We start from the raw sequence: 24,607 nt of genomic DNA, 5'->3' as shown, positions 1-24,607 counted from the left end.
TCTTAACCTCTGTTGTATGTCGAATTCAGTACCGCACGTCCCTTCAGCGAAGGAGCCGCTGGTTTATTGCGATTGAGATAACCAATGTTGTTATTCCCCCACAAGGATTCGAACGGCATACCGGCCAGCATTTCTACGGTGGCGCGGGCGTGCGGGCTGGCCGCTTCAGGCATGGCGCGGCCCGATTCGCGCATTTTCGCGGTCTCTTCGCGCAGCGTGCTGTGGGTTTGTAGATTGAGCCTGAAGCGCAGGGAAACCAGGAAACCGCAGAACAGCACCAGGAGGGTTCCCACGCTCAAAATCAGCAGAATGGTGTGGCTGACTTCAGCAGGCTGGGTTTTCTGACCGCTGACAAAGCCGGACATCTGCATCACGATGCCCACCAGCATTACCGCACCGGCCTGAGACGCTTTTCGGGTCAACGTCATGATACCGGCGAAGATGCCCTCACGACGCTGGCCGGTGATCACCTCGTCCACGTCAGCAATGTAGGTATAGGTGTTCCACGGCACATAGTTGATACCGCCGCGACCGAGACCGGCAACCGCGGAGATAAGCAGCAGCAGAGCGTAAACGTCGCTCAGTCCGGCATAATACAGCACGGCGTAAGAGAGAGAGGCCTGGCCAAACAGCACCACCACCATGCGGTAAGACGGCGCAGGCCCAAAGCGAATGCACAGCGGGATCATCCCAATCACGGCAAGGAACTGGAAGATGGCCATCGTGCCCAGCAGGTTCGACGCCATTGACGCCTCCTGCATCAGCACAAACACCACGTAATAGGTAAAGACGGCGTTGAAGACGTCCTGCGCAATGTAGCCGCCGAGGTACATGCCCAGGTGCTGACGGAAAATCTTGATGCGCAGCGTCGAGCTTAACTCCACAAACAGGCGGTTCAGGCTCTGGCCCAGGGTCAGTTTTTTCTTCTCTTCTTCCGCGCGCAGGGCCGCTTCGGACCACTCCTCTCGCGGGCGCTCCCAGGTGAAGAACCAGACAAAGGTCAGCATCAGCGCGCACAGCACCGAGAAGACCAGGCTTGCGTAGAAGAAAGAGATCGCGTTGTCTTTACCAAAGTGGGTCAGCAGGATCCCTGGCAGGAACGAAGCCAGGATAGCGGACATCTGCGCCATCGAAATACGCGCACCGGAGAATTTCGTTTTCTGTTTAAAGTCATCGGTCATCTCCGGGACCAGCGTTTCATACGGCACCAGAATCATGGTGTAGACGATATCGAAGACCAGATAGGTCAGCAGGTAGTACCAGAAATTCATCTCCCCAACCCACATCAGGGAGTAGCTGAAGACGCAGGGAATGCCGAGCAGAATAAAGAATTTGCGACGGCCAAAGCGTTTGCCCAGCCAGGTGGTGCCAAAGTTATCGGTTAAAAAGCCCATTAGCGGGCTGACCACCGCGTCCAGCACCCTTGCAGCAGCAAAAATAAAGGTCGCTTCAATCGGTGTGAGTCCACAGAAGGTCGTATAAAAATACAAAAGCCAGGCCGCCGTCAGCGCGGTCGTTCCCGCGCCGAGGAAATCCCCTGCCCCGTATGCAAGATAGTTTGCGAGTCCAATTTTTCGTGTTTTCATTGCCGTCAACCCTAATCAGTTTTAGGAGACCCCCTGTAAGCAAACCTCGTCCGGGAGTTTTTACACGGCTACAGTAGAATTAACGCACTGTGGAAACCTTTCTGTTTCTGCCATCACACCGCAAAGGCTGGCAAAAATGCAAAGAGTGTCATTACGTGCATCACTGATTTATAAAACAGCGTTTCTATTACTTCAAAAGGCGAGGTCATTTTTTCGAGCCCGCTATCATAATCACTGATAACGGGCGTTGAGGCAGGCAACTAGCGGTAGTTAACGATAACGGAATTACTCTGCACCTTGAGCGCCGGGATCAACCGCCCGCCGCCCGGCACTTCCCAGATAAAGCGTAAAGGTTCTATAGCAGGTACGCCGTTAAACGCCTGGGTAGTGCCGCTCTCTCCGTCAATTTCCGTGCAACGGCTCTGGGAGCACAGACGCACCTGCAACCCGGCAGGCGTCGGGCCAATCAGCGAATAGTTCCACACCACCAGGCTCATCTGACCGGACACCGGTTCAGAAGGCGCCAGCGGGCGCGACGACATCGCCACGCCACGGTTGCTGAGGGTCACGCCGATGCTGCTGGCCTGCCAGCTCCCTTCGCCCGCGGCCTGCGCCACCAGCGGGAAGAGTAATAGCCCTAACCACTTACGCATTATTTACCTCCAATCGTCGCCGTCATACGAATATGGCGATTATCAGACAGCTCCAGATTCGACAGCACCACCAGCTGGTTCAGGCTACGGCGCAGGAAGCGTGACAGCAGCGGACGCAGCGCATGGTTTACCAGTAGCACCGGCGGTGCCCCCAGCATCTCCTGACGCGCCAGCGCCTCCTGTGTTTGCGCCAGCAGACGGTCCGCCAGACCCGGCTCCAGCCCGCCACCGCCCTGCAGGGCCTGCAACAGCAGACGTTCCAGCGGCGTATCCAGGCCAATCACCTGCACTTCGCCGGTGCCCGGGAACCACTGCTGGGTGATCGCGCGGCCCAGCGCCACGCGCACCACCGCCGTCAGCTCATGCGGATCGCTTTGCAGCGGCGCGTGCTCGGCAAGGGTTTCCAGAATGGTGCGCATATCGCGGATCGGCACTTTTTCATCAAGCAGGTTTTGCAGCACCTTATGCAGCGTGGTCAACGTCAGCACGCCCGGCACCAGATCCTCCGTCAGCTTCGGCATCTCCTGGCTCACGCGGTCAAGTAACTGCTGTGCTTCCTGACGGCCAAACAGCTCTGCTGAGAACTGTCCAATCAGGTGGTTAAGATGGGTAGCCACCACGGTACTGGCCTCCACCACGGTATACCCCTGAATTTGCGCCTGCTCTTTGAGCGCGCTTTCAATCCAGATAGCGGCCAGACCAAACGCGGGATCGATGGTCTGTTCACCCGGCAGCGTACCGGCGGCTGTGCCCGGGTTAATCGCCAGCCAGCGGCCTGGATACGCATCGCCGCTGCCAATCTCTACCCCTTTCATCAGAATACGGTAGCGGGCAGGCGGAAGATCCATGTTGTCGCGGATGTGCACAACCGGCGGCAGGAAACCCATATCCTGGGCGAACTTTTTCCGGATACTGCGGATGCGGCCAAGCAGTTCGCCATCCTGCTGGAAATCGACCATCGGGATCAGACGGTAACCCACTTCCATCCCCAGCGAATCTTCCAGCTGAACGTCGTTCCAGGTGGCTTCCACGGCCTGCGTGTTCTCCGGCATTTTTACCGGTACAGGTTCTGCCGCGGGTTTCATTTCACGGCCACGCATCCACCAGGCAAGGCCCAGCAGTGCTGCCGTGAACAGCAGGAAAACCAGGTTCGGCATGCCCGGCACCAGGCCGAGCAGACCCAGCACCGCCGCCGCCAGCAGCATGACGCGCGGGTTGCTGAACAGCTGGCCAACCATCTGCTCGCCAACGTCCTGATCGGTACTGACGCGGGTAACGATAACGCCCGCAGCGGTAGAAATGACCAGCGCCGGGATCTGGGCAACCAGACCGTCACCAATGGTCAGCAGCGTATAGCTTTCAGCCGCCTGGCCCATGCCCATGCCATGCTGCAGCACCCCAACAAGCAGGCCACCCACCACGTTAATCACCATGATGAGAATGCCCGCGATGGCGTCACCGCGCACAAACTTACTCGCACCGTCCATTGAGCCGTAGAAGTCCGCTTCCTGGGTCACTTCCGCACGGCGTTTTTTCGCTTCATCTTCCGCGATAAGCCCGGCGTTAAGGTCGGCGTCGATCGCCATCTGCTTACCCGGCATCCCGTCCAGCACAAAGCGCGCACCCACTTCCGCAATACGCCCTGCACCTTTGGTGATAACCATAAAGTTGATGATAACGAGAATGACAAACACCACGATACCGATGGCAAAGTTACCGCCCACGAGGAAGTGGCCAAAGGCCTCAACCACTTTACCCGCCGCTGCCGCGCCGGTGTGGCCTTCCATCAGGATGATACGCGTGGACGCCACGTTCAGCGCCAGTCGTAACAGGGTGGTAAACAGCAGGATGGTCGGAAACGCCGCAAACTCAAGGGTACGCTGGGTGAACATCGCCACCAGCAGCACCATGATGGACAACGCAATGTTGAAAGTGAAAAGCAGGTCGAGGATGAATGCCGGCAGCGGCAATACCATCATCGACAGGATTAGCAGGATGAGGATCGGCCCGGCAAGGATTTGCCATTGGGTCGATTTCAGGTTGCCGGGCAGGCGCAACATTGCCACCAGATTAGCCATCAGTGTCCTTCTCGTTCATAAAATCCAGCGCAGCAGGCACCGGAAGGTTCTCAGGTTTGACAGGTCGTTGACCGCCAGCCAGACGCCAGCGTTTCAACTGCCATACCCAGGCCAGCACTTCCGCCACGGCGGCGTAGAGTTGTCCTGGGATCTGTTGTCCAATTTCCGCGTGGCGGTACAACGCACGCGCCAGCGGCGGCGCTTCCAGTATTGGCACCCGGTTTTCCGTGCCAATCTCGCGGATGCGCAGGGCGATTAAGCCCGCCCCCTTCGCCACCACTTTCGGCGCGCTCATTTTGTTTTCGTCGTACTGCAGCGCAACGGAATAGTGGGTCGGGTTGGTGACAATAACGTCGGCTTTCGGCACATCTTCCATCATCCGTCGACGGGCGGCGGCGCGCTGCATCTGGCGGATACGCCCTTTCACGTGCGGGTCACCTTCCATCTGCTTATATTCGTCACGGATATCCTGACGGGACATGCGCAGTTTTTTGAAATGGCTGTACAGCTGGAAGATGACGTCGAACCCCACCATCGGAATAATGCTGAGGACCACCAGCAGCGCGCAGAGTCCGACCAGATTCAATGCATTGCTCATCGCGGTCAGAGGCGACTCGCTGATAAGCCGCATCATTTCCGGCCAGTTGTGCCAGAGGTAAAACCCCGCGGCACTGCCCATCAGCGCTGCTTTGAGGATGGCTTTAAGCAATTCTGCCCCGGTCTGTGCGGAGAACATTTTCGCGATGCCGGACAGCGGGTTCAGTTTGGAAAATTTTGGTTGCAGCGATTTGGTGCTAAAGACCAGACCGCCAAGCATCACCGGCGAGATCAGCGCGACCAGCACCACCCCGGTAATCAGTGGCAGCAGTGCGACCATGGCCCCTTTAATAAGCTGAATAATCTGGCTGAGGATAAGGTTTGGGTCGTTGACCATACTGTGGTCGAAACGTAATCCGGCAGAGAGCATCCCCGCCAGTTTTCGGGCGAGCGACTCCCCACCCCACCAGATGATGCACACACCCACAATAAGGATCAGCAGGGATGTCAGCTCTCGGGATCGGGGGATCTGCCCTTCCTCACGCGCTTTTTCAAGTCGGTGGGGTGTGGGGGCTTCTGTTTTGTCGTCGTTCTCTTCTGCCACAGTGCATGCTCAGCCCATTACGTCACGGGTATCATGCCAGCGCAGAGGAAATCCAATGGCGGGAAAAGCCCGTTTATTCGGGCTCTTTTCGGTGATTCTGCGTTAACCGCCTCAGGCGCATGCACACCTGAGGCGGAAAGGCGTATCAGAAGCCGAGGCTGTCCAGCAGGTCGTCTACCTGATCCTGGCTTGCCACAACGCCCGCTTTGGTGGCGTCGAGCTGTGGGCCATTAAGCAGGCTTTCGTTCTCGCGTTTCGGACGTGCAGCCGGTTCCGGGATGTTTTCCAGCAGCACCATCAGCAGCTGACGTTCAATCTCCTGAATCACATCCATCATGCGCTTGATCACCTGACCGGTCAGGTCCTGGAAATCCTGCGCCATCATGATGTCCAGCAGCTGAGCGTTGGTGAAGCTGGTGTGGCCCGGTACATCGCCCAGGAACTGACGGGTATCCGTCACCAGCTCGCGGGCATCCGCCAGCTCGATAGGATTCTCAAACCACTCATCCCAGCGTTTGGTCAGCGCTTTCGCGCCCTTTTCCATCGCATCCTGGTGCGGTTGTGACGCTTCAACGCTGTTCAGCGCACGTTCAGCCGCTTGCGCGGTCATCTGCACAACGTAGTCCAGACGGTCACGCGCGTCAGGAATCGCTTCCGCCGCTTCTGCGATTGCCTGGTCCAGCCCCAGTTCACGCAGGCTGTCACGCAGCATGCGTGTCAGGCTGCCAATGCGGGCAATGATATCGCTGGGCGAATGTTCTTCAACGGGTTTCATAGCAGGTTGCATCATAACCAACACCTCACATGCCGAGTTTCTCGAAGATCTTACCGAGCTTCTCTTCCAGGGTCGCCGCGGTGAATGGCTTCACCACATAGCCGCTTGCGCCCGCCTGTGCAGCGGCAATGATGTTCTCTTTTTTCGCTTCTGCGGTCACCATCAGCACCGGCATAGAGGCCATGCCTGTATCCGCGCGGATGGTTTTCAGCAGTTCCAGACCATCCATATTCGGCATGTTCCAGTCAGAGATAACAAAACCAAACCCGCCCGCCTGCAGTTTGTTCAGCGCATCCACGCCGTCTTCTGCTTCTTCAACGTTGTTGAAGCCCAACTCTTTCAGCAGGTTACGCACAATGCGACGCATGGTGGAAAAGTCATCCACAACCAAAAACTTAAGCTCTTTATCCGCCATAAAATAATACTCCTGAGTCAAATACGTATTGCCTGTCCGGCACTGATTTTCGCCAGCATCTGCTGGCTTACCTGGCTAAGATCGACCACTTCGCTCACGCCACCCATATTGATGGCCTCGCGCGGCATGCCGAACACCACACAACTTGCTTCATTCTGCGCAATCGTCCAGGCGCCAGCCTGGTGCATTGCAAGCATTCCGGCGGCACCATCGTTGCCCATCCCCGTCAGGATCACCCCAACGGCGTTGCGCCCCGCATGTTTCGCCACCGAATGAAACAGCACATCCACCGACGGACGGTGCCGGTTTACCGGCGGCCCGTCATGAATTTTGATTTGATAGTTAGCGCCGCTGCGCGCCAGCTCCATATGCTTATCGCCCGGCGCGATGTAAGCATGACCCGGGAGCACACGTTCGCCATCTTCCGCCTCTTTCACGCTTATCTGGCACAGCTTGTTCAGACGCTCCGCGAACGAGCGGGTAAAGCCTGGCGGCATATGTTGAGTAATCAGAATACCCGGACTGGAAAGCGGCAATGGCTGGAGTACATGGCGAATTGCCTCTGTTCCTCCGGTTGATGCGCCAATCACCAGCAGTTTTTCCGAGCTGAGTAACGGACCCGCCTTCAGGGTTGCCGGGGCAGCCGTTGGCTTATGGGCCGCGAGCTTCGCGCGCGAGGCGGTGCGGATCTTCTCAGCGATCATTTCGCTGTAGGCCAGCATGCCTTCACGAATGCCAAGCTGGGGTTTGGTGACGAAATCCACCGCCCCCAGCTCCAGCGCGCGCAGCGTAATTTCCGAGCCTTTGCCGGTCAGCGATGAGACCATCACCACCGGCATCGGACGCAGACGCATCAACTTTTCCAGGAAATCAATGCCATCCATGCGCGGCATCTCGACATCCAGCGTCAGCACGTCGGGGTTATATTTTTTAATTAAATCCCGCGCTACCAGCGGATCCGGCGCGGTAGCGACCATCTCCATGTCGCTGTGGCTATTGATAATTTCAGTCATGATCTGGCGCATCAGCGCCGAATCATCGACAGACAATACCCTGATTTTACTCATGCTTTTTCCTTACTCAGCGCATATACCGTTTGCCCACGCAGGCTAAACTCACGCACGAGGTTGCTGAAGTTTTCCGAGTGCCCGGCAAACAGTAAACCGTCAGGCTTGAGCAACGGAACAAACCGACGCAGAATGTCCTGTTGCGTCGTTTTATCAAAATAGATCATGACGTTACGGCAAAAAATGGCGTCGAAAGGCCCCGGCACGTTGTACTGCTTATCCAGCAGGTTAACCGGTGCAAACTCCACGCAGTTCGCCAGCTCCTGGCGCACGCGCACCAGCCCTTCATGCGGGCCGGTACCGCGCATGAAGTAACGCTGAAGCTGCTGAGGCGACAACGTTTTCAGCTCATCCTGGCGATAGACGCCGTTACGCGCCTTCTCCAGCACTTCGGTGTCGATATCGCTGGCGTACACTTTCCAGCGACCCGGCGCCATTCCCAGGGTATCGGCAAGGGTGATCGCCAGCGAGTAAGGCTCTTCCCCGGTCGAAGCCGCCGCACTCCAGACGCGATATTCCCCGGTGCGACGGCGGGCGTGCTCTGCCAGTACCGGGAAGTGGTGAGCTTCGCGGAAAAAGGCCGTCAGGTTAGTGGTTAAAGAGTTAATAAAAGCCTGCCACTCGGCGCTGTTCTGGTTCGCTTCGAGCATGCTCAGGTAGCGACCAAAGTCATCCAGCCCCAGCGTACGCAGGCGCCGCACCAGACGGTTGTAGACCATGTCTCGCTTATGGTCAGCAAGCACGATCCCCGCACGCTGGTAAATTAACTGACATATCCGACGAAAATGCGCGTCGGACAGCGCGAGGCGCTGTGTCATCTGCAACAATAATGACGTTTGCCCTGGAGGCATTGGTGATGTCATAGCGCCTTCTTAATTACATTCAGGATACAACTGGCACGGCCTGCGACCGCCCGACTTCTGTTACTGCTTCAACGTGCTCTTTGACATTAAATACCGCGACCAGCCCGGTGAGATGATCCGCCTGACTGGCCAGCTGATCGGTTGCCGCTGCCGCTTCCTCCACTAACGAGGCATTCTGCTGCGTGACCTGATCCATCTGGCTTACCGCCTGGGCCACCTGCTCAATCCCGCGACGCTGCTCATCAGACGCCGAGGCAATTTCGCCCATGATGTCGTTCACCCGCCTAACGGAGGTGACAATCTCGTGCATGGTTTTCGCCGCCGTATCCACCAGCGCGGAGCCTTGCTGGACGCGGGAGACAGACTCTTCAATCAGCCCTTTGATCTCTTTCGCCGCGTTGGCGCTGCGGCTCGCCAGGTTACGGACTTCACCCGCCACCACAGCAAACCCGCGCCCCTGCTCACCCGCACGCGCCGCTTCCACAGCCGCGTTCAGCGCCAGAATGTTGGTCTGGAACGCAATGCCATCAATCACGCTGATGATGTCGCCAATTTTCTGCGAACTGGCGGCAATATCCTGCATGGTGCTGGCCACATGAGACGCCTGGTCGCCCCCCTTCTTCGCCGTCATCGCCGCCTGTTTTGACAGGTCTGACGCCTGGCGCGCGTTGTCGGCGTTCTGGCTTACCGTCGCAGTCAGCTGTTCCATGCTGGCCGCCGTTTGCGCCAGCGAGGCCGCCTGTTGCTCGGTGCGGGAAGAGAGATCGTTATTGCCAGCCGCAATCTCTGAGATCCCGGTGTGCATGGCATAGCTGCCCTGGCGCACATCGGAGACCGTTTCCCGTAGCGATCCTTGCATCGCCTTCAGGCTGGCAAAGATCGCCGAAATTTCGTTTTTGCCATACACCGCCACCGGACGCGCCAGATCCCCCTTCGCAATGCTGTCGAAGTGGCTGCTGATAATCGCCAGCGGCTGAACAATCATCTTGCGCGACCAGAGCAGCGCGGCACCGGTCAGCAGCGCCGCCAGAATCACCACCACGGTAAAAATCACGCCGGACATGTGGTAGCTCATGCGGCTGCTCTCCCCTGCACGCTGCACAAACTGGTTAATGTCCTGCTGCCAGGCGTTAAAGCTGTCATCAAACGCCGCCTGTGAGGCCTGCACCGGCGCGCTCATAAAGTCCGAGAGCTGGTTGTTCTCAAGCCAGGTCGCCTGGTGATCCAGATCGCTGTGCCACTGCTCAAAGTTCTTCTTCATGGCAGCTTTCAGCGCTTTCCCTTTTTCGCTGACGTCCTCCTGCGCGGTGAACGTTTTGAACTGCGCGTCGGCCTGCTTAAGGCTGTTGCGCGCCGTCGCCATCAGCGCCTTGATATCATCCGGCGGATAACTCAGCGCGGTTAAGGTTCCCGCCTTGTTCAGCGCAGTGCTTGCCTGCAACAGCACGGCACGCGTTTGTGCCAGTGCGGAGCGCTGCTGATTACTCGCCTCAACTTCCTGCAAATTCTGATAGCCATCGCGAAACGCCCAAAAAGACAACCCGTTACTGCCAACCTGCAACACACCGCAAAGGATCAGAATCAAAAACAGTGTGGTCGAGATACGAATACGATTTAACATCCACGCTCCCATCAAGCGGCAAGCAGCCGCGGTTTAAATGTCAGTCAAAATGTTTCCCAGTTTTCATCATGTCCGGTCGTCGCGGCGCGGGTACGCGTGGCCGCCGGCTCAGCGGCTGGCGCACGATACGTGGCTTGCGGGGTGACCGTATTTCCAGCGAGTGAAGCGAGACGAAACGCCGAGACGGCCATCTTCAGACGGCTCGCCTGGTCTTCCAGCGCAGCCGCCGCCGCGGCGGACTCCTGCACCAGAGCGGCGTTTTGCTGTGTCACGCGATCCATTTCCGATACCGCCAGGGCAACCTGGTCGATACCACGACTCTGCTCATCTGAGGCAGAGGCGATTTCACCCATGATGTCCGTTACGCGGGTAACGGCATTCACGATGTCATTCATGGTCTCCCCTGCGCTTTCCACCAGCACGGAGCCGGTATCGACGCGGGAAACCGAGTCTTCAATCAGGGCTTTAATCTCTTTCGCCGCGTTAGCGCTGCGGCTGGCGAGATTACGCACTTCACCGGCTACCACCGCAAACCCGCGCCCCTGTTCACCCGCACGCGCGGCCTCAACGGCGGCGTTCAGCGCCAGGATATTGGTCTGGAAGGCAATGCCGTCGATCACGCTGATGATGTCAGCGATTTTCTTTGAGCTGTCGGCAATTTCATGCATGGTTTTCACCACCCCATCCACCACCCGACCGCCACGTTGCGCCGTTTCGGACGCGCTTTCTGCCAGCTGAGAAGCCTGACGCGCGTTATCCGCGTTCTGCTTCACGGTGGCGGTGAGCTGTTCCATGCTGGCCGCGGTCTCTTCCAGCGCGGAGGCCTGCTGTTCGGTACGGGAAGAGAGATCGTTATTGCCCATCGCAATTTCGCTGGTGCCGGTATAGATGGCATCCGTGCCGCTACGCACGTTGGCAACGGTATCGATAAGCGAACGCTGCATATGGTCTACGCTGTTAGCCAGTTCGGTGATTTCGTTACGCCCGGAGACGGTCAGCGTTTTGGTCAAATCGCCGCTGGCAATCTCGCGGATATGGGCAATGACGCGACCCAATGGGTTCAGCAGGCTATGGCGAATGCCGTACCATACCGCGATCAGCACAATGGCCAGCGCCAGCGCCATTACCGCCATCTGCCATTTGGCAAAGCGGTAATCATTCTGGCTTTCCGTAAAGGCCGAGTGGTAGAGATCTGCGCTGGCTTTGGCGTATTCACTCAGCGCCGCGCCGAGCGCGTTTTGCATTCCTTGTGTCGGCTGGGCGAAATAGGCGTCCATGTTGCCGCTCTCCAGGAACTGGATTAGCTCCGTCAGACCGGCATAGTAGGCGTTATATTTTTCGTCGATGTTCTGACTCACCTGCTCCATGGCAGGCTGCGGGGCGATCTTCTTAAAGGCGTCGTAGTGCTTTGCGGCATCCGCAAGGGTCGCGCGGGCATTTTTCAGCAGATCGGTTTTCGCGCTGCTCTGCTGGTTATTGGGATCCATCATCATGCGGGCGGAGGAGCGGCTCAGGTTGATACGCGTTTGCAGCATCAAATCCCACGTTGACGTGAGTTCACTCTGCTGCAGGCGCAGATCGTTTGAGGCGGCGAAACTGTCCTGATTCTGTTTTAACGACGAGAAAAAAAGCCCACCGGAGATAAGCTGAAGTAGTGCGAAAATGACCAGCACCATCATGAGCATTGTGACAACGCGGATACGGTTCAACATACAACACCTTCTCATAGATTTATTAACGGTGTTATCGGCACAGGCCACAGGAACTTTACATTTGCGAAAGGGAAAAGCGCGGGGGTTAGAACGCCACGTCAACAATCAGCGTGTCGGTATAGGTTCCGGCGGGGGGCGTGGCCTGCCCGGTCAGGACTTTGGCGGTGTAATTGTAGGTACGCAGTAATCCGTCGGTACTGACCTGGGACGAGGTCGCACTGGTCCAGCGTTCGGTGCCGCTGCTGCCCCAGCGGTTGGTGGTCGCTTCTTTATAGATGTCGTAACTCATGTAGTTACTGCCGCTCACCATGCGACGAACGTTGTTCAGCGCGTTGGCACCATTATTAATCCCTATGGTATAGGTACTGCCTTTGGTGCAGGTGACGGCGATGGCCTGCGAGACGGTTGGAAAACTTTGTACCAGCGGCGCGCTGTTGAAATTCACGTCCGGGGTGGTCATGGTGCTGCAGTCGTTAGTGACGGTCATGTTGAGAAGGATCGTGGTGGTGGCCGTGCCGGTTTGCGGCGTCAGGCAAAGTCCGGCAGCGCCAACGGCACAGACGTTGTAATTAATGCTGAATGTCAGCAGCACCTGATACGGCCCGGCCGAGACGTTCTGTCCCGGCACCGTACGGAAATAGAGCGGAATGTTGTAGCGCTTCGACCCCAGCAGCCCGAGCAGCGTGTTCCCGCTCCAGGTATAGGCATTACCGATCTGCACTTCGCTGCTACCGCCACAGCCGGAGGCAGCGCACAGGCGCGTGGGTATGACATCGGTAATAGCCGCATTGTCCGTGCGCTTCAGGGTGGCGCGACTGTTGGCGAATATCGATGCCGAGGTGTAAGTCAGCGCCACCGAGTCGTTGGTAAGCAGGTTGAGGACTGTATCGCAGGCCACCACCAGCGTGCCTGTGGTTTCCACTTCCCCGGTTCCGCTCAGCGCGAACGAGGTCACGCTGCCAAACGACGCATTCACCGTACTGACGGTGCAGGCCGCGCCGCTGGCACCGGAGAAGAGCAGCAGAATCACCAGCAGATAACGCGTCATCGTGCCTCCCGACATACCAGCGGCCCGTAGGTTTGCAGCCTGTGTTCCGGGTTCGCGCCAACGGTCAGCGTCGCCTGGCACCGTTTCCCCGTCGGGGTAATAACCTCCAGCAAATTGACGTCGCTAAGATTTTCCAGCCAGGCGATCCCGTCATAACCCACCACCGCGTTGCTGCGTGAGGCACGTCTGACCTGGCTGCCCACCGGAATGGCCTGTCCCTCGGCATCATGCAGAATGACGCTTGCCACCCGCTCCTGCTCCATAGGGAAGTCCACCAGATAACCACTGTGGCGGCGGATCGCAATCCGGCGTTCGGTCTCTTTCAGACGCGTATCGGCAGGCAGATTAAGGGTGTCAATGCGGTAACTGGCCGGGTAATAGGCCGACACGCCGCTCACCAGCAGATAGCCGTTGCGATTCGTTTTGCCGACCGGCTGATTCTCATAGCTGACGGGTACATCCGGTTGACCATCAGTGCTGATCACCACAAAGGCGTCGTTGATTTTATTCGCCGCAAACAGCTCGCCGTCCATCAGCACAATGGAGCCCAGCGCCTCGCTCCACCAGGTCATCATGTCCTTTTCACCGTAGGCCCCACCCTGCACTTCGATATTATTGTTACGCCAGCCCAAGGTTCCCTGCTGATAATTGTTCGCCCGCGACTGATGCGCCCATGCCATGTTCCAGCTTAACCCGCCATCGGAAGGCATGGAGTGGTTGTAGTTGATGCGCTGCGTGCTGCCTGCCTCCGGCGTGTTTTCGAAGGTGACTGCGGCGCTGTCCCGTTCCCCAAGCGGGACCTGTAGCGAGAGTGCAACCGTCCAGTCGCCCCGCTGCTGATCACGGCTTGCGGCGAGGTAAAGACTGCTCGCGCCCCACAGGTTGCGGCTCCATGAGAGGTTAAGCAGTTCTGTTTTCTGGCTGTCAAAACTCTCCACACCGATCCAGGCAGCCCCGATATTGCCGTACTGCCCAAGGTTAAAGGTCAGGGAATATTGATCGGTATTGCGGCTGAAGCTGGCGACAGGCCGGTCGTTTTCGTCATAGATCGTCGGCTGGTCATAGAGGGCCAGGTTGCCAAAACCGCGATCGCGTCGCGTATGTTGAGTGGCAAGGCTAAAATCGCTGGTGCTGTACTGATAGCCCCAGGCGATCTGCCCGCCCTCATCGCCGCGCATCCGGCTTTGGGTATACGCGGTATTCACAACGCCAAAGTGCCCGAGCTTCACCACCGTCCCGGCCCCACCCAGCACCAGCGACTCCGCCCCTTCCGCGTGAGCTTCAAGGGTCAGCCAGTCCGTTACCCCGTAGCGATACGAACCGCTGCCCGCCGCCGGACCATAGTCAAAATTGTCGATCCCGTAGTTGCGCCGCAGGCTTCCCAGCGTCACCGCCCCATCGCTCAAGCCGCGTTTAAGCAGTTCGCTGGTGACATAGAACGGCAGCGTAGTGCTCACCTGCCGTCCCAGCGCATCGGTGGTGATCAGCACCGCGTCCCCGGCCCCGTTAATATAGGGCAGATTCGTCAGGGTAAAGGGGCCCGGCTGAAGCTGCGTAGAGCCAGACCGATAGCCATTAATAAAGAGATCGACCGAGGTGGGAACCGCTGCTTCCCCGGAGAATTCCGGTAGCGGCCAGGTCACCAGATCCGGGCGCAGGGAGAAGTCACGCCCGTAGCTTATCCCACCCATACGCACGCTGGAGCTCCAGCTCAGGGCATCGCTGATCACATCCCCGGCCGTCCAGGTGGTGGCGTCCTCTTCGTTGGTGACCAGCAGGGTGGTGTCATAGCGCACATATCCGGCCTGCTGGCCGTCATCGCCAGCGAAATTTTTCCGCACATAACCGGTAGAAGAGAGCGAGCCGCGTTCATTGAAGTAGCGGAACTCATGCCACAGAGAAGCCTGGCCGCCCACGTGTTCCGTGTGGTTGGTATAAAGATCGTAATTCAGCAGCGCCCCGCGCCCAAAGTGGGGTTTGCTTTGCGCGGTTTGCCCGCCAAAGGAGGTCACCCGGGAGGCCACCCATTCGCGGGGCACGCTGAGCAGCAGACGCTGTCCGGCGCTGTCGTACTCCACGCGAACCTGAGCAAGCGATGAGAGATCCACCTCGCCGGTCGGCACATGCTCCGGCGGCAGCCCGGCACGCAGCAAATCGGCGCTCGAGACAAAGTAAGCGCCTTTACGCTGCGTCACGGGCACCACCAGACCGGTATCGTAGTGGTTCACTATGAGGCCAAGCTGAAAAACCGCCTCATCGTTCACCGCCCGGGCCTCGGGAGGCGGCGGTAAACTGTCATCGCCGGGTTCTGCCCAGGCGCTGGTCGTGACGCAAAGCAGGATCATCATCGCCGGTTTCAGTTGACGGGCGTCGACTGCCATTGTTCATCCCTGGCGTTAATCTGCGCGCGCATCTGGTCTGGCTGCCGAATTCCGGCCGGGATGGCCCAGCTGCGGGTACTGCCCGCCAGCACGTAGCCCAGCAATCCCTCAGCAACAGGACGTTTCTGCCCGCCCTGCACCAGCGAAACCTGACTGAGCCTGACGTGTACATCTCCCCGGTTGTTAACCTCCAGGTGAGGCTGTCCGCCCTCATTTTTTACCCGCCAGCTGAGGTTGTGCGTATCCACAAACGCATGGTGCGCCCCCTCTTTGCTTGTCGGGATCCCCTGCCCATAGACAAAAAGGGGAATGGAATAACGCATCTGCAGTTTGAGGCCGATAGCCGGTTCGGCTTTGTTGTCCGGCTGAGGAATTTCATCGACAATAATGCGGTAGGCCTGCTCGACCCCCACCGGAACCGTCCCCTGTTTGATAAGACGAATAAGCTGCTTGCTGCCCGCTGCGATGGTGACAATTGGCGGGCTGGCCACCACATCCTGCTGAGCACTGTAACGTTCGAACCCGCCCTCCTGCTTCCAGCGCACAATGCGTACCTGCATGGTGGTTGGGCTGTTTCCTTGATTCTGGATCCACAGCTCCGTGGCTTTGGCATCAGCCGCCAGCCACGGATCGATAGGCCATAACAGAATGGTCGCGGCGGCCTGCACCTGGCCTGCCGCCACGGCCATCACCCCCAGCAAACTTCCCAGACATATGCGCCTGAAATATGCCGTCATCGACTCTCTCCCTTTATCACCATGACAAGGTCACGGTAAGTTGATCAGAATAGGTTCCTGCCGGGCTGAACCCGGTCAATAGCGCCACGCCAAACAGCGGCAGCGCGATGTTATTGCTGTTGGTATAGGTCACCGGAATCGCCTGGTTGACCCCTATTTCGCTGTTCGCCGCAAGTGAACTGCTGCTGTAAAGCCGGTATCCCACCACGTCGTTCCCGCCGTTGCGCGTCATTCGCCGCACGGAGGCGTAATTCTGCCCGCCGTTAATACTCATACTCAGCGCCACGCCTGGCGTACAGGCGATCGAGAGTGCCCCGTTTGGTACGAAGCTGGTGCTCACCGGAGCACTCTCCACGCCGGTATGGGTACCGAAGTTCAGCGTGCCTAACAGCCCCCCACTGCCGGTGCTCACCGCGCATCCCGGCACAATGGTCGCGCTGACCTTAAAGGACTGCGACGTGACGGCCATAGCGACCGGCACCAGCGCCAGCCCGAGGATCAGCGTAAAAAAAAGATGCACGATCCCCTCTGCGCAGTGGCGCAGACCTGAAAAAGCGGTCTTCATGGGCTAAGTGGGCTAATAGGTTACGCTGACATTTATGGTGTCGGTGTAGGTCCCCGGTACCACCGTAACGCTGTTTCCGCCGCCGGTAATACGCCCGTAGAGGGTGTAACTGTCCACCCCACCGGCCGTGGACGCGATCGGCAATGCCGCGTTATTCGCCACAACGTTATTAAATCCGCTGTCGCTATACAGGCTGTATGCCACACCCTGCGCCGTGTTGGTGGTGTTGATCAGATAGCGGGCGGGTGTCCCCGTCGTGCCAACGACGGTGCCCGGCGCAGTGGAGTTGGTATTCCCGGTTATCGCCACCGTGTAGCTGGCGGTTGTACATTGAATCGTGAAGGTGTTTCCGCCGCTGGCACCGGTCAACTGCGTCGTCAGGGTGGAAAAGGTTGCAGGATGGGTCCCGAAATCCAGTGTCCCGAAGTTAATGCCGTTTTGGGTGGGCGATCCATTAATCAGGCACCCGTTTGTCAATGTCAGCGTCGCGCCGATAGTGCCACTACTGGTGACCGCCAGCGCCTGATGGGCGGTTGTCGCGGTTAACAGAATGCCAGCGCAGGTCAAAAGGCGTTTTCTTTTCATTTACCACCCTCCAGAAGACGTCTCCGTTCACGTACAACAATTTAGTTTTAACGTTCAAGATGTTAGCCCCGCTTAATGTTCCTCCGAGGGGGTTATTGAGAATTTAGTTTATGGTTATCGCTTCGACCACTGGCGGCCATGTCAGTCACCCCCTTGTCCGATTGACAGAGAAATGATTTTAGAAACATTGGGTTATTGATTTATAAACGGAATTTACCGAATGTTGCCTGAGGATATACCCCATTAAAGTGTGATGAGCGTCACAATATATCGTCGCAGCATTAGCAACAAAATTAATAAAATTTAAAAAGGAGTTGTATCTCCCCCCGCTTTACTTCAATTTATGTGCCGAATAATTTCCCGCGCAGTAATAAAAAATCCATATATATCTGCGCGGGCGACATCTACAGCGCATAGGGGTCTTTTTCGTGGCAAGTGCAAACAAACTTACGCTCTTCATCGTGATATTCATGCTGGCGGGTATTCTTTCAGGGGCGGCCATTCATGAATACGCATCTGCGGATGCCATCAAAACCTGGTCGGATAACATTACGCTTCTCACCGATATTTTTCTGCGACTGATCAAAATGGTGATTGCACCGTTGGTCTTCAGCACGCTGACGGTCGGCATTATGAAAATGGGCGAAACCTCGACTATTGGCCGCGTAGGCGGTAAAGCGATGGTATGGTTTATCAGCTCATCGGTACTTTCTATTCTGGTGGGGCTGTTTATTGTCACTCTGGAGCATCCAGGCAGCGGTCTGAACCTGACGATCCCCACTGAAGCAGTGGAAACCGGGCTGGCCGTCGGCGGCATGACCCTGAAAGCGTTCCTCTCCCACACCATTCCGACCAGCATTGCCGGGGCGATGGCGAACAATGAAATTCTGCAAATTGTAGTGTTCTCCATGTTCTTTGGCATCGGCGGCGCGTCGCTGGGCCAGAAATTCAACGCCCCGCTGGTCGCGGCGCTGGATGTGGTATCCCATATCATGCTGAAGGTCACGGGCTACGTCATGTATGTTGCCCCGCTGGCGATTTTCGCTGCGATCTCGTCGGTGATTGCCACCCAGGGTCTCGGCATTCTACTGAACTATGCCTCCTTTATTGGCGGCTACTATGTGGCGATCCTGCTCACCTGCATGGTGTTGCTGGCAGTGGGTTACATGGTGCTGAAAAAAGAGGTGTTCCGCCTGCTCAGCATGCTGAAAGATCCGGTGCTGGTCGCCTTTACCACCAGCAGCTCCGAGGCAGCGTATCCGAAAACCCTTGAGCAACTGGAGCGATTTGGCTGTTCGCGCAGCATCGCCTCTTTCGTCCTGCCAATTGGGTATTCCTTTAACCTGGTCGGTTCGATGGTCTACTGCTCTTTTGCCTCAATGTTTATCGCTCAGGCGTACAATATTCATTTGAGTTTCTCTGAGGTTACCGTTCTGATGCTGACGCTGATGCTGGCATCAAAAGGCATTGCGGGGGTACCACGCTCTTCGCTGGTGGTACTGGCGGCGACCATCCCAAGCTTTAATATTCCGGTGGCGGGTATTCTGCTGCTGATGGGGATCGACCACTTCCTGGATATGGGGCGTTCCGCCATTAACGTGCTGGGTAACGGGATTGCAACCGCGATGCTGTCGCAGAATGAAGGGGCGCGGGAAGCTGAAGCGGAGCTGGTAGAGCAGGAAGTGTAAGAATACAAAAGGGGTGTGGCCTGATGCCCTCACCCCACCCCTCTCCCACCGGGAGAGGGAGCAAACACAAAAAACGGCAACCTGGATTGCCGTTTTGCATTTACCTACGCTACATGGTTCGCCGCGATATCCAGCAACGCCATCTCTTCGCTGTTCAACAGCTTCTCGATGTTTACCAGAATCAACATACGCTCACCCAGCGCCCCCAGCCCCGTCAGGTACTCGGTAGACAGCGTGACCGCAAACTCCGGCGCCGGACGGATTTGGTCAGACGTCAGTGAAAGCACGTCAGACACGCCATCCACCACGATACCGACCACGCGCTGCCCCAGATTGAGGACAATCACCACGGTGTTATCGTTATACTCCACATCGCCCTGGCTGAACTTCACGCGCAGGTCAACGATAGGCACAATCACGCCGCGCAGGTTGGTGACGCCTTTAATAAACGCTGGCGTGTTTGCGATGCGGGTAACCTGATCGTAACCACGAATTTCCTGCACTTTCAGGATATCGATGCCGTACTCCTCATCGCCTAAAGTGAATACCAGGAACTCCTGTCCTGATGGCTCGCCCGCCAGTTTCGTTACATTACTCATACCGGTCATGTTCTTACCCTTTACTTAATCAGGCGGCTGTGTACGCCACACGTTGTTCACGATTTAATCCCTGAAGCGCCGACACGTCGACGATCAGCGCCACGCTACCATCACCCAGAATGGTGGCGGCAGAAATACCCGGCACTTTGCGGTAGTTGCTTTCGAGGTTCTTCACCACCACCTGGTGCTGACCAATCAACTGGTCAACCAGCAGCGCGTAGCGGCGACCCGCACTTTGCAGGATCACGACGATACCCTGCGTGGCCTCTGTTTTCGCCCCGTCGACTTCGAAGACTTTCCACAGTTCCACCAGCGGCAGGTATTCCCCACGCACTTCGAGCACGCGCTCGCCACCTGCCAGTGGGTGCAGATCTTCTTCACGTGGCTGCAGTGATTCCATTACCGCGTTCAGCGGCAGAATGAAGACTTCGTCCGCCACTTTCACCGACATACCGTCGAGGATCGCCAGCGTCAGCGGCAGCAGAATACGAATGGTGGTACCAGAACCTTGCTTAGACTGGATTTCGACGTGGCCGCCCATTTCCTGAATGTTACGCTTCACCACGTCCATTCCCACGCCGCGTCCGGAGACATCCGTCACCTGCTCGGCGGTTGAGAAACCCGGGGCGAAGATCAGCATGCCCACTTCTTCATCGGTCATGTTTTCGCTGACCGCCATCCCCTGCGAAATCGCCTTCGCCAGGATACGCTCGCGGTTAAGGCCCGCGCCGTCATCGGTCACTTCAATACAGATGTTCCCGCCCTGGTGCTCCGCAGACAGGATCAGGTTACCGACCGGGGATTTTCCGGCGGCAATACGGTTTTCCGGCAGTTCGATACCGTGGTCCAGGCTGTTACGCACCAGGTGCGTTAACGGATCGATAATGCGTTCAATCAGGCTCTTATCCAGCTCGGTGGAGCTGCCCATCAGCGTCAGTTCAATCTGCTTATTGAGTTTACCGGCCAGGTCGCGCACCAGACGCGGGAAGCGGCTGAAGACGTATTCCATCGGCATCATACGGATGGACATCACCGATTCCTGCAGATCGCGGGCGTTACGCTGTAACTGCCCCATGCTGGTAATCAGATCGCCGTGCGTGACCGGGTCCAGTTCGTTAGAACGCTGGGCCAGCATTGACTGGGTGATCACCAGCTCGCCGACCAGGTTGATCAGCTGGTCAACCTTCTCTACGGCAACGCGAATACTGGTCGATTCGCTGGAGCGCGCCGCCGGTTTTTCACCACGGCCCGGGGCAGCAGCCTCTTTAGGAACGGCTTTCAACGCCGGGGCAGCAGGGGCGACCGCGGGCGCAGCAGCCTGAGCCACAGCGGCAACCTCCCCCACTGCAGCAGGCGCGTCAACGGCAACCGCTTCCGTTTCAAAGGCGATTTGATCGGCTTCGATAACAAAACACAGCACTGCCACGATGTCGTCCTGGCTGATACCGTCATCGAGCGTCGCAGCAAGGCTGTCTTTGCCTTTTACCACGTTGCTTAATGTCGCCAGGTTACCCAGCTCCTCTTCCAGCAGGTTGACTTCGTTCTCTTTCAGGCGCGACAGCACAACGCGCAGTTTCCCCGCTTTAGCGGCGGCAGGTGCTGCATCTTCAGCCGCTGGCGCATCAACAACGCTCAGTTTGGCTGCAGGAACAACGGCTGCGGCGACCTCACCTTTTGCTTCCAGCGCAAGCTGGCGCAGCGCATTGCAGATGTATTCAAAGCTGGCGGCATCAGGCTCTGCCGAACTTTTATAGGCGTCGAGCTGTTCCTGCATAATATCTTTGGTTTCCAAAAACAGGTTGATAATGTCGGTATTGAGCTGCAACTCACCGCGTCGTGCTTCATCAAGCAGGTTTTCCATTAAATGGGTGGTTTCCTGCAGGATGGTAAATCCAAATGTTCCGGCTCCGCCTTTAATGGAGTGCGCAGCGCGGAAGATGGCATTGAGCTGCTCGGAGTCTGGCGCTTCTGGCACCAAATCCAGCAAATGTTGCTCCATATCCGCCAACAATTCGTCGGCTTCATCAAAGAATGTCTGGTAAAAATCGCTAATATCCATGCTCACGCTATCACCTCGGATTGGCTGGTGGCGATGTTGGAACGGCAGCCGAAGGAACGGCCCCAGGCTGTTTTAAATCGTCCAGTGACTCATTCTGACTTTCGGCGTTTTCATGCAGGATGGCCTGCTCCGCCTGCTGGTTCAGCACTAAAAGACTGATACGACGGTTGATGGCGTCATCCGGCCCGCGGTCGGAGACACGCATGGTTGCTGCCATGCCGACCACGCGCAGTACCTTGCCATCATCAAGCCCACCCGCCACCAGCTCGCGACGCGAGGCGTTGGCACGATCGGCAGAAAGCTCCCAGTTGCTGTATCCCTTCTCGCCCGTGGCGTACGGGAAGTCATCCGTGTGGCCTGACAGGCTAATGCGGTTTGGAATACCATTCAGCACCGGGGCAATGGCGCGCAAAATATCGCGCATATAGGGTTCAACCTCGGCGCTACCGGTTTTGAACATCGGGCGGTTCTGGCTATCAATAATCTGGATACGCAGCCCTTCCTGCACCAGATCGATCTTCAGATGCGGTCGCAGCGCGCGCAGTTTCGGGTCCGCTTCAATCAGCTGATCGAGATCGCCGCGCAGTTTCTTCAGACGCGCCTGCTCCATCTTTCTCTTCAGCTCATCGATGTTCGGCTCTTTTTTCACCTCACCCTGCTTCTGGGTGTAATCATCACCGCCGCCGGGGATCGGGCTGTCACTGTTAGAGATACGCGGCCCACCGGAGACCGCAGTCGCCAACGGCGTACGGAAGTATTCCGCAATCTGAATCAGCTCTTTCGGGCTGGAGATCGAGATCAACCACATCACCAGAAAGAAGGCCATCATTGCGGTCATAAAATCGGCGTAGGCAATTTTCCAGGAACCATGCGCACCGTGCCCATGCCCCTTATGCTTGCGCTTTTTTACGATGACGATCGGATGGGACTGGTTTTTCATGCGTCCTCAGTTGTCGTCTGTTGGTTTGGGTTTTTCACCGCACGCACGTGTTCTTCAAGCTCGATAAACGACGGACGCTCGCTGGAGTAAAGCGTTTTACGGCCAAACTCAACCGCGATCGGTGGCGCATAACCGTTGAGGTTAGAGAGCAGCGTAATCTTCACGCACTGCATCATTTTGGTGGTTTCCGCGCTCTTCTGGCGCAGAACGCTGGCCAGTGGAGAGATAAAACCATACGCCAGCAAAATACCGAGGAAGGTTCCCACCATGGCGTGGGCAATCAGCGCCCCCAGCTCTGCCGCCGGGCGATCCGCCGAGGCCAGCGCGTGAACAACCCCCATGACCGCCGCCACGATACCGAAGGCCGGCAATGAGTCCCCCACCAGCGCCAGGCTGTTGGCCGGCACTTCGGATTCGCTCTCGTGGGTTTCGATCTCTTCGTCCATCAGCGCTTCAATTTCGAAGGTATTCATATTGCCGCTGATGATCAGGCGCAGGTAATCGACAATGAAATCCAGCATCATGGCATCGGCAAGGATGCGCGGGTAGCTGGCAAAAATCTCGCTCTCTTTCGGGTTTTCGATATCCCGTTCCAGCGAGAACATCCCCTGCTGGCGCGACTTCGCCATCAGGCGATAGAGCAGAGCCAGTAGATCCATATACATGCTTTTGGTGTATTTCGAGCGACGGAACAGCAATGGAATAGCTTTCAGCGTCCCCTTGATCGATTTCCCGTTGTTGCCAACGATAAAAGCCCCTACCCCTGCGCCGCCGATGATAATAAGTTCAGCCGGTTGATAGAGTGCTCCAAGGTGCCCGCCGGTCATCATGTAACCGCCGAAAACTGTACCGAGAACTACCAGGTAACCTAATAAGATAAGCACGACATCATCCTTCCGCTAGTGACTATGGCAAGGACGTTCAGCTCGCAGCGTTTACCGAATCCAGGATAAAAAAAAGCAGCGGTAATGGCTTACCGCTGCTGGAATCTTTCCCACACGTTCGGGTTAAACAGCTTGTTCGATCTGTTCATCCAGCAGTTGTGGAATAATATCGGCAGCATCCCGGGAAAGTTTACGTCTTTTTACTGCACGGGATGGAGGCTGACATAAACTACAGGCGAAGCTGCCTGCAGGCTGATGAGCATGGGTAATGAAATTGCCATCGCAGCAGTTGCAGCGCGACAATTCAAGCATTCCGCTCTCAACAAAACGCACCAGCGTCCATGCGCGGGTCAGCGCCAGCAGGGGACCCTCTTCCTGCTGTGGGCATTGTTCAAGGTAAAGTTTATACGCTTTGATCACGGCATCGACGCCGCTACACAAACCGGTTTTGAGAAGGTACTGCCAGGCATTACAGAACATTGAGGCGTGAATGTTCTGCTCCCAGGTCATAAACCAGTCCGTTGAAAACGGCAACATTCCTTTCGGTGGGGGACTACCACGTAACTCTTTGTACAGTTTGATGAGACGACCACGGCTCAACTGAGTTTCGCTTTCCAGCATTTGTAAACGAGCACCCAGTGTAATCAGCTCCATGGCCAACTGTATGTCACGCGCTTCCTGAACAATGCTTTTCTCGCTCATTTCTACGCTCTTTTTTTACGGGCTGCGTCATCAGGCTGGCTGATTTCGTTGAGCAAGCGGGTGGAGAGAAGAATACCGGTATGGATCTGTTGCAGATCGTCCACACGAGATTCCTGTGTCAGCCGCGTGATAGTCTGAGGATTATCGAAGCGGAACTGGCAAACCAGTTGATTCGTTTCAGCCAGTTTAACCATTTGCGGCAGGGTTAACCCGCCCAGCATGGTTGCCATCTCTTCGTTAATACCTAAACGAAACATCGCGGACGCTTTGTCCTGACTAATCAATCGCTGCGCGAGCAGTAAATATGACAGGTTGATGTCATAGATATGTTTTAGCAACTCGGATGTATGCATTTTTCCCATCCCGAATAACCAACTATTATTTTTATGCGGAAAGACCGCACCCCGTGATGTCGCCGGGAAAACACCCGGTATTTAAAAAAAAGGCTAAATGCATAGTTGAATTTAGGTTTGTATTCTGCAAAACGTGCACCAACGAAGCGCGGATG

22 protein-coding genes are annotated in these 24,607 nt (G+C 56.9%); 1 reads left to right on the top strand and 21 read right to left on the bottom strand.

The features are described from left to right. Positions 1-2 precede the first annotated feature (2 nt). From M8370_RS04365 to M8370_RS04295, 15 genes are all read right to left on the bottom strand, one after another. Complete coding sequence (locus M8370_RS04365; RefSeq protein WP_250020546.1) at positions 3-1,586, bottom strand: MFS transporter; 1,584 nt, start codon at positions 1,584-1,586, stop codon at positions 3-5. A gap of 260 nt (positions 1,587-1,846) precedes the next feature. Then, positions 1,847-2,239: a flagellar protein FlhE gene (flhE, locus tag M8370_RS04360; protein WP_013096068.1), complete on the bottom strand. Its 393-nt coding sequence runs from the start codon at positions 2,237-2,239 to the stop codon at positions 1,847-1,849. After that, on the bottom strand, positions 2,239-4,317 hold the full coding sequence (gene flhA, locus M8370_RS04355) for a flagellar biosynthesis protein FlhA (RefSeq protein ID WP_020687642.1): 2,079 nt from the start codon (positions 4,315-4,317) through the stop codon (positions 2,239-2,241). The genes flhE and flhA overlap by 1 nt, the downstream gene beginning before the upstream one ends. Beyond that, positions 4,310-5,458 (bottom strand): flagellar biosynthesis protein FlhB, encoded by a 1,149-nt coding sequence (gene flhB / locus M8370_RS04350; protein WP_013096066.1) that lies wholly within the window; start codon positions 5,456-5,458, stop codon positions 4,310-4,312. Before flhB ends, flhA begins: the two co-directional genes overlap by 8 nt. 145 nt (positions 5,459-5,603) lie before the next feature. Beyond that, positions 5,604-6,248, bottom strand: a complete 645-nt coding sequence (gene cheZ / locus M8370_RS04345; protein WP_013096065.1) for a protein phosphatase CheZ — start codon at positions 6,246-6,248, stop codon at positions 5,604-5,606. Positions 6,249-6,258: 10 nt separating this feature from the next. Then, a complete protein-coding gene (cheY, locus tag M8370_RS04340; protein ID WP_250020545.1) occupies positions 6,259-6,648 on the bottom strand; it encodes a chemotaxis response regulator CheY in 390 nt (129 codons plus the stop codon). Positions 6,649-6,665: 17 nt separating this feature from the next. Then, positions 6,666-7,715: a protein-glutamate methylesterase/protein-glutamine glutaminase gene (locus M8370_RS04335; protein WP_003859716.1), complete on the bottom strand. Its 1,050-nt coding sequence runs from the start codon at positions 7,713-7,715 to the stop codon at positions 6,666-6,668. Further along, positions 7,712-8,578: a protein-glutamate O-methyltransferase CheR gene (gene cheR, locus M8370_RS04330; protein WP_008500429.1), complete on the bottom strand. Its 867-nt coding sequence runs from the start codon at positions 8,576-8,578 to the stop codon at positions 7,712-7,714. Before cheR ends, M8370_RS04335 begins: the two co-directional genes overlap by 4 nt. 19 nt (positions 8,579-8,597) lie before the next feature. Then, positions 8,598-10,199 (bottom strand): methyl-accepting chemotaxis protein IV, encoded by a 1,602-nt coding sequence (gene tap, locus M8370_RS04325; protein WP_250020544.1) that lies wholly within the window; start codon positions 10,197-10,199, stop codon positions 8,598-8,600. A gap of 44 nt (positions 10,200-10,243) precedes the next feature. Then, a complete protein-coding gene (gene tar / locus M8370_RS04320) occupies positions 10,244-11,911 on the bottom strand; it encodes a methyl-accepting chemotaxis protein II (protein ID WP_013096061.1) in 1,668 nt (555 codons plus the stop codon). An 85-nt stretch (positions 11,912-11,996) separates the two neighbouring features. After that, positions 11,997-12,959, bottom strand: coding sequence for a Csu type fimbrial protein (locus tag M8370_RS04315; protein WP_038420939.1), 963 nt, complete (start codon positions 12,957-12,959; stop codon positions 11,997-11,999). Further along, on the bottom strand, positions 12,956-15,340 hold the full coding sequence (locus M8370_RS04310) for a fimbria/pilus outer membrane usher protein (RefSeq protein WP_250020543.1): 2,385 nt from the start codon (positions 15,338-15,340) through the stop codon (positions 12,956-12,958). Before M8370_RS04310 ends, M8370_RS04315 begins: the two co-directional genes overlap by 4 nt. Then, the gene (locus M8370_RS04305) at positions 15,316-16,077 is read right to left on the bottom strand and encodes a fimbrial biogenesis chaperone (RefSeq protein ID WP_038419938.1); all 762 of its coding nucleotides are present in this window, start codon (positions 16,075-16,077) and stop codon (positions 15,316-15,318) included. The genes M8370_RS04310 and M8370_RS04305 overlap by 25 nt, the downstream gene beginning before the upstream one ends. A gap of 16 nt (positions 16,078-16,093) precedes the next feature. Further along, positions 16,094-16,642 carry a Csu type fimbrial protein gene (locus tag M8370_RS04300; RefSeq protein WP_020687631.1) on the bottom strand — a complete coding sequence of 183 codons (549 nt, stop codon included), beginning with the start codon at positions 16,640-16,642 and terminating at the stop codon, positions 16,094-16,096. 12 nt (positions 16,643-16,654) lie between these two features. Then, the gene (locus tag M8370_RS04295) at positions 16,655-17,227 is read right to left on the bottom strand and encodes a Csu type fimbrial protein (RefSeq protein ID WP_013096056.1); all 573 of its coding nucleotides are present in this window, start codon (positions 17,225-17,227) and stop codon (positions 16,655-16,657) included. Positions 17,228-17,655: 428 nt separating this feature from the next. Between M8370_RS04295 and M8370_RS04290 the strand changes: the two genes are divergently transcribed. Then, positions 17,656-18,915, top strand: coding sequence for a dicarboxylate/amino acid:cation symporter (locus M8370_RS04290; RefSeq protein WP_250020542.1), 1,260 nt, complete (start codon positions 17,656-17,658; stop codon positions 18,913-18,915). A 104-nt stretch (positions 18,916-19,019) separates the two neighbouring features. Here the strand turns inward: M8370_RS04290 and cheW are convergent, their stop codons facing one another. The 6 genes from cheW to flhD form a co-directional block, all read right to left on the bottom strand. Further along, complete coding sequence (gene cheW / locus M8370_RS04285) at positions 19,020-19,523, bottom strand: chemotaxis protein CheW (RefSeq protein WP_013096054.1); 504 nt, start codon at positions 19,521-19,523, stop codon at positions 19,020-19,022. A gap of 19 nt (positions 19,524-19,542) precedes the next feature. Next, positions 19,543-21,579 carry a chemotaxis protein CheA gene (gene cheA, locus M8370_RS04280; RefSeq protein WP_250020541.1) on the bottom strand — a complete coding sequence of 679 codons (2,037 nt, stop codon included), beginning with the start codon at positions 21,577-21,579 and terminating at the stop codon, positions 19,543-19,545. Between the two features lie 4 nt (positions 21,580-21,583). Then, positions 21,584-22,513, bottom strand: a complete 930-nt coding sequence (gene motB, locus M8370_RS04275; protein ID WP_013096052.1) for a flagellar motor protein MotB — start codon at positions 22,511-22,513, stop codon at positions 21,584-21,586. Next, a complete protein-coding gene (motA, locus tag M8370_RS04270; RefSeq protein ID WP_008500417.1) occupies positions 22,510-23,397 on the bottom strand; it encodes a flagellar motor stator protein MotA in 888 nt (295 codons plus the stop codon). The genes motB and motA overlap by 4 nt, the downstream gene beginning before the upstream one ends. 123 nt (positions 23,398-23,520) lie before the next feature. After that, a complete protein-coding gene (gene flhC, locus M8370_RS04265; RefSeq protein ID WP_013096051.1) occupies positions 23,521-24,099 on the bottom strand; it encodes a flagellar transcriptional regulator FlhC in 579 nt (192 codons plus the stop codon). A gap of 2 nt (positions 24,100-24,101) precedes the next feature. Then, on the bottom strand, positions 24,102-24,452 hold the full coding sequence (gene flhD / locus M8370_RS04260; protein WP_013096050.1) for a flagellar transcriptional regulator FlhD: 351 nt from the start codon (positions 24,450-24,452) through the stop codon (positions 24,102-24,104). Positions 24,453-24,607: the final 155 nt, after the last annotated feature.

The organism is Enterobacter cloacae complex sp. OE43NF, from assembly GCF_023544405.1.
GTDB classification, from domain to species: Bacteria; Pseudomonadota; Gammaproteobacteria; order Enterobacterales; family Enterobacteriaceae; genus Enterobacter; species Enterobacter cloacae.
The sequence above is the reverse complement of the archived record's forward strand: the minus strand, read 5'-3'. Positions and strand labels throughout refer to the sequence as shown.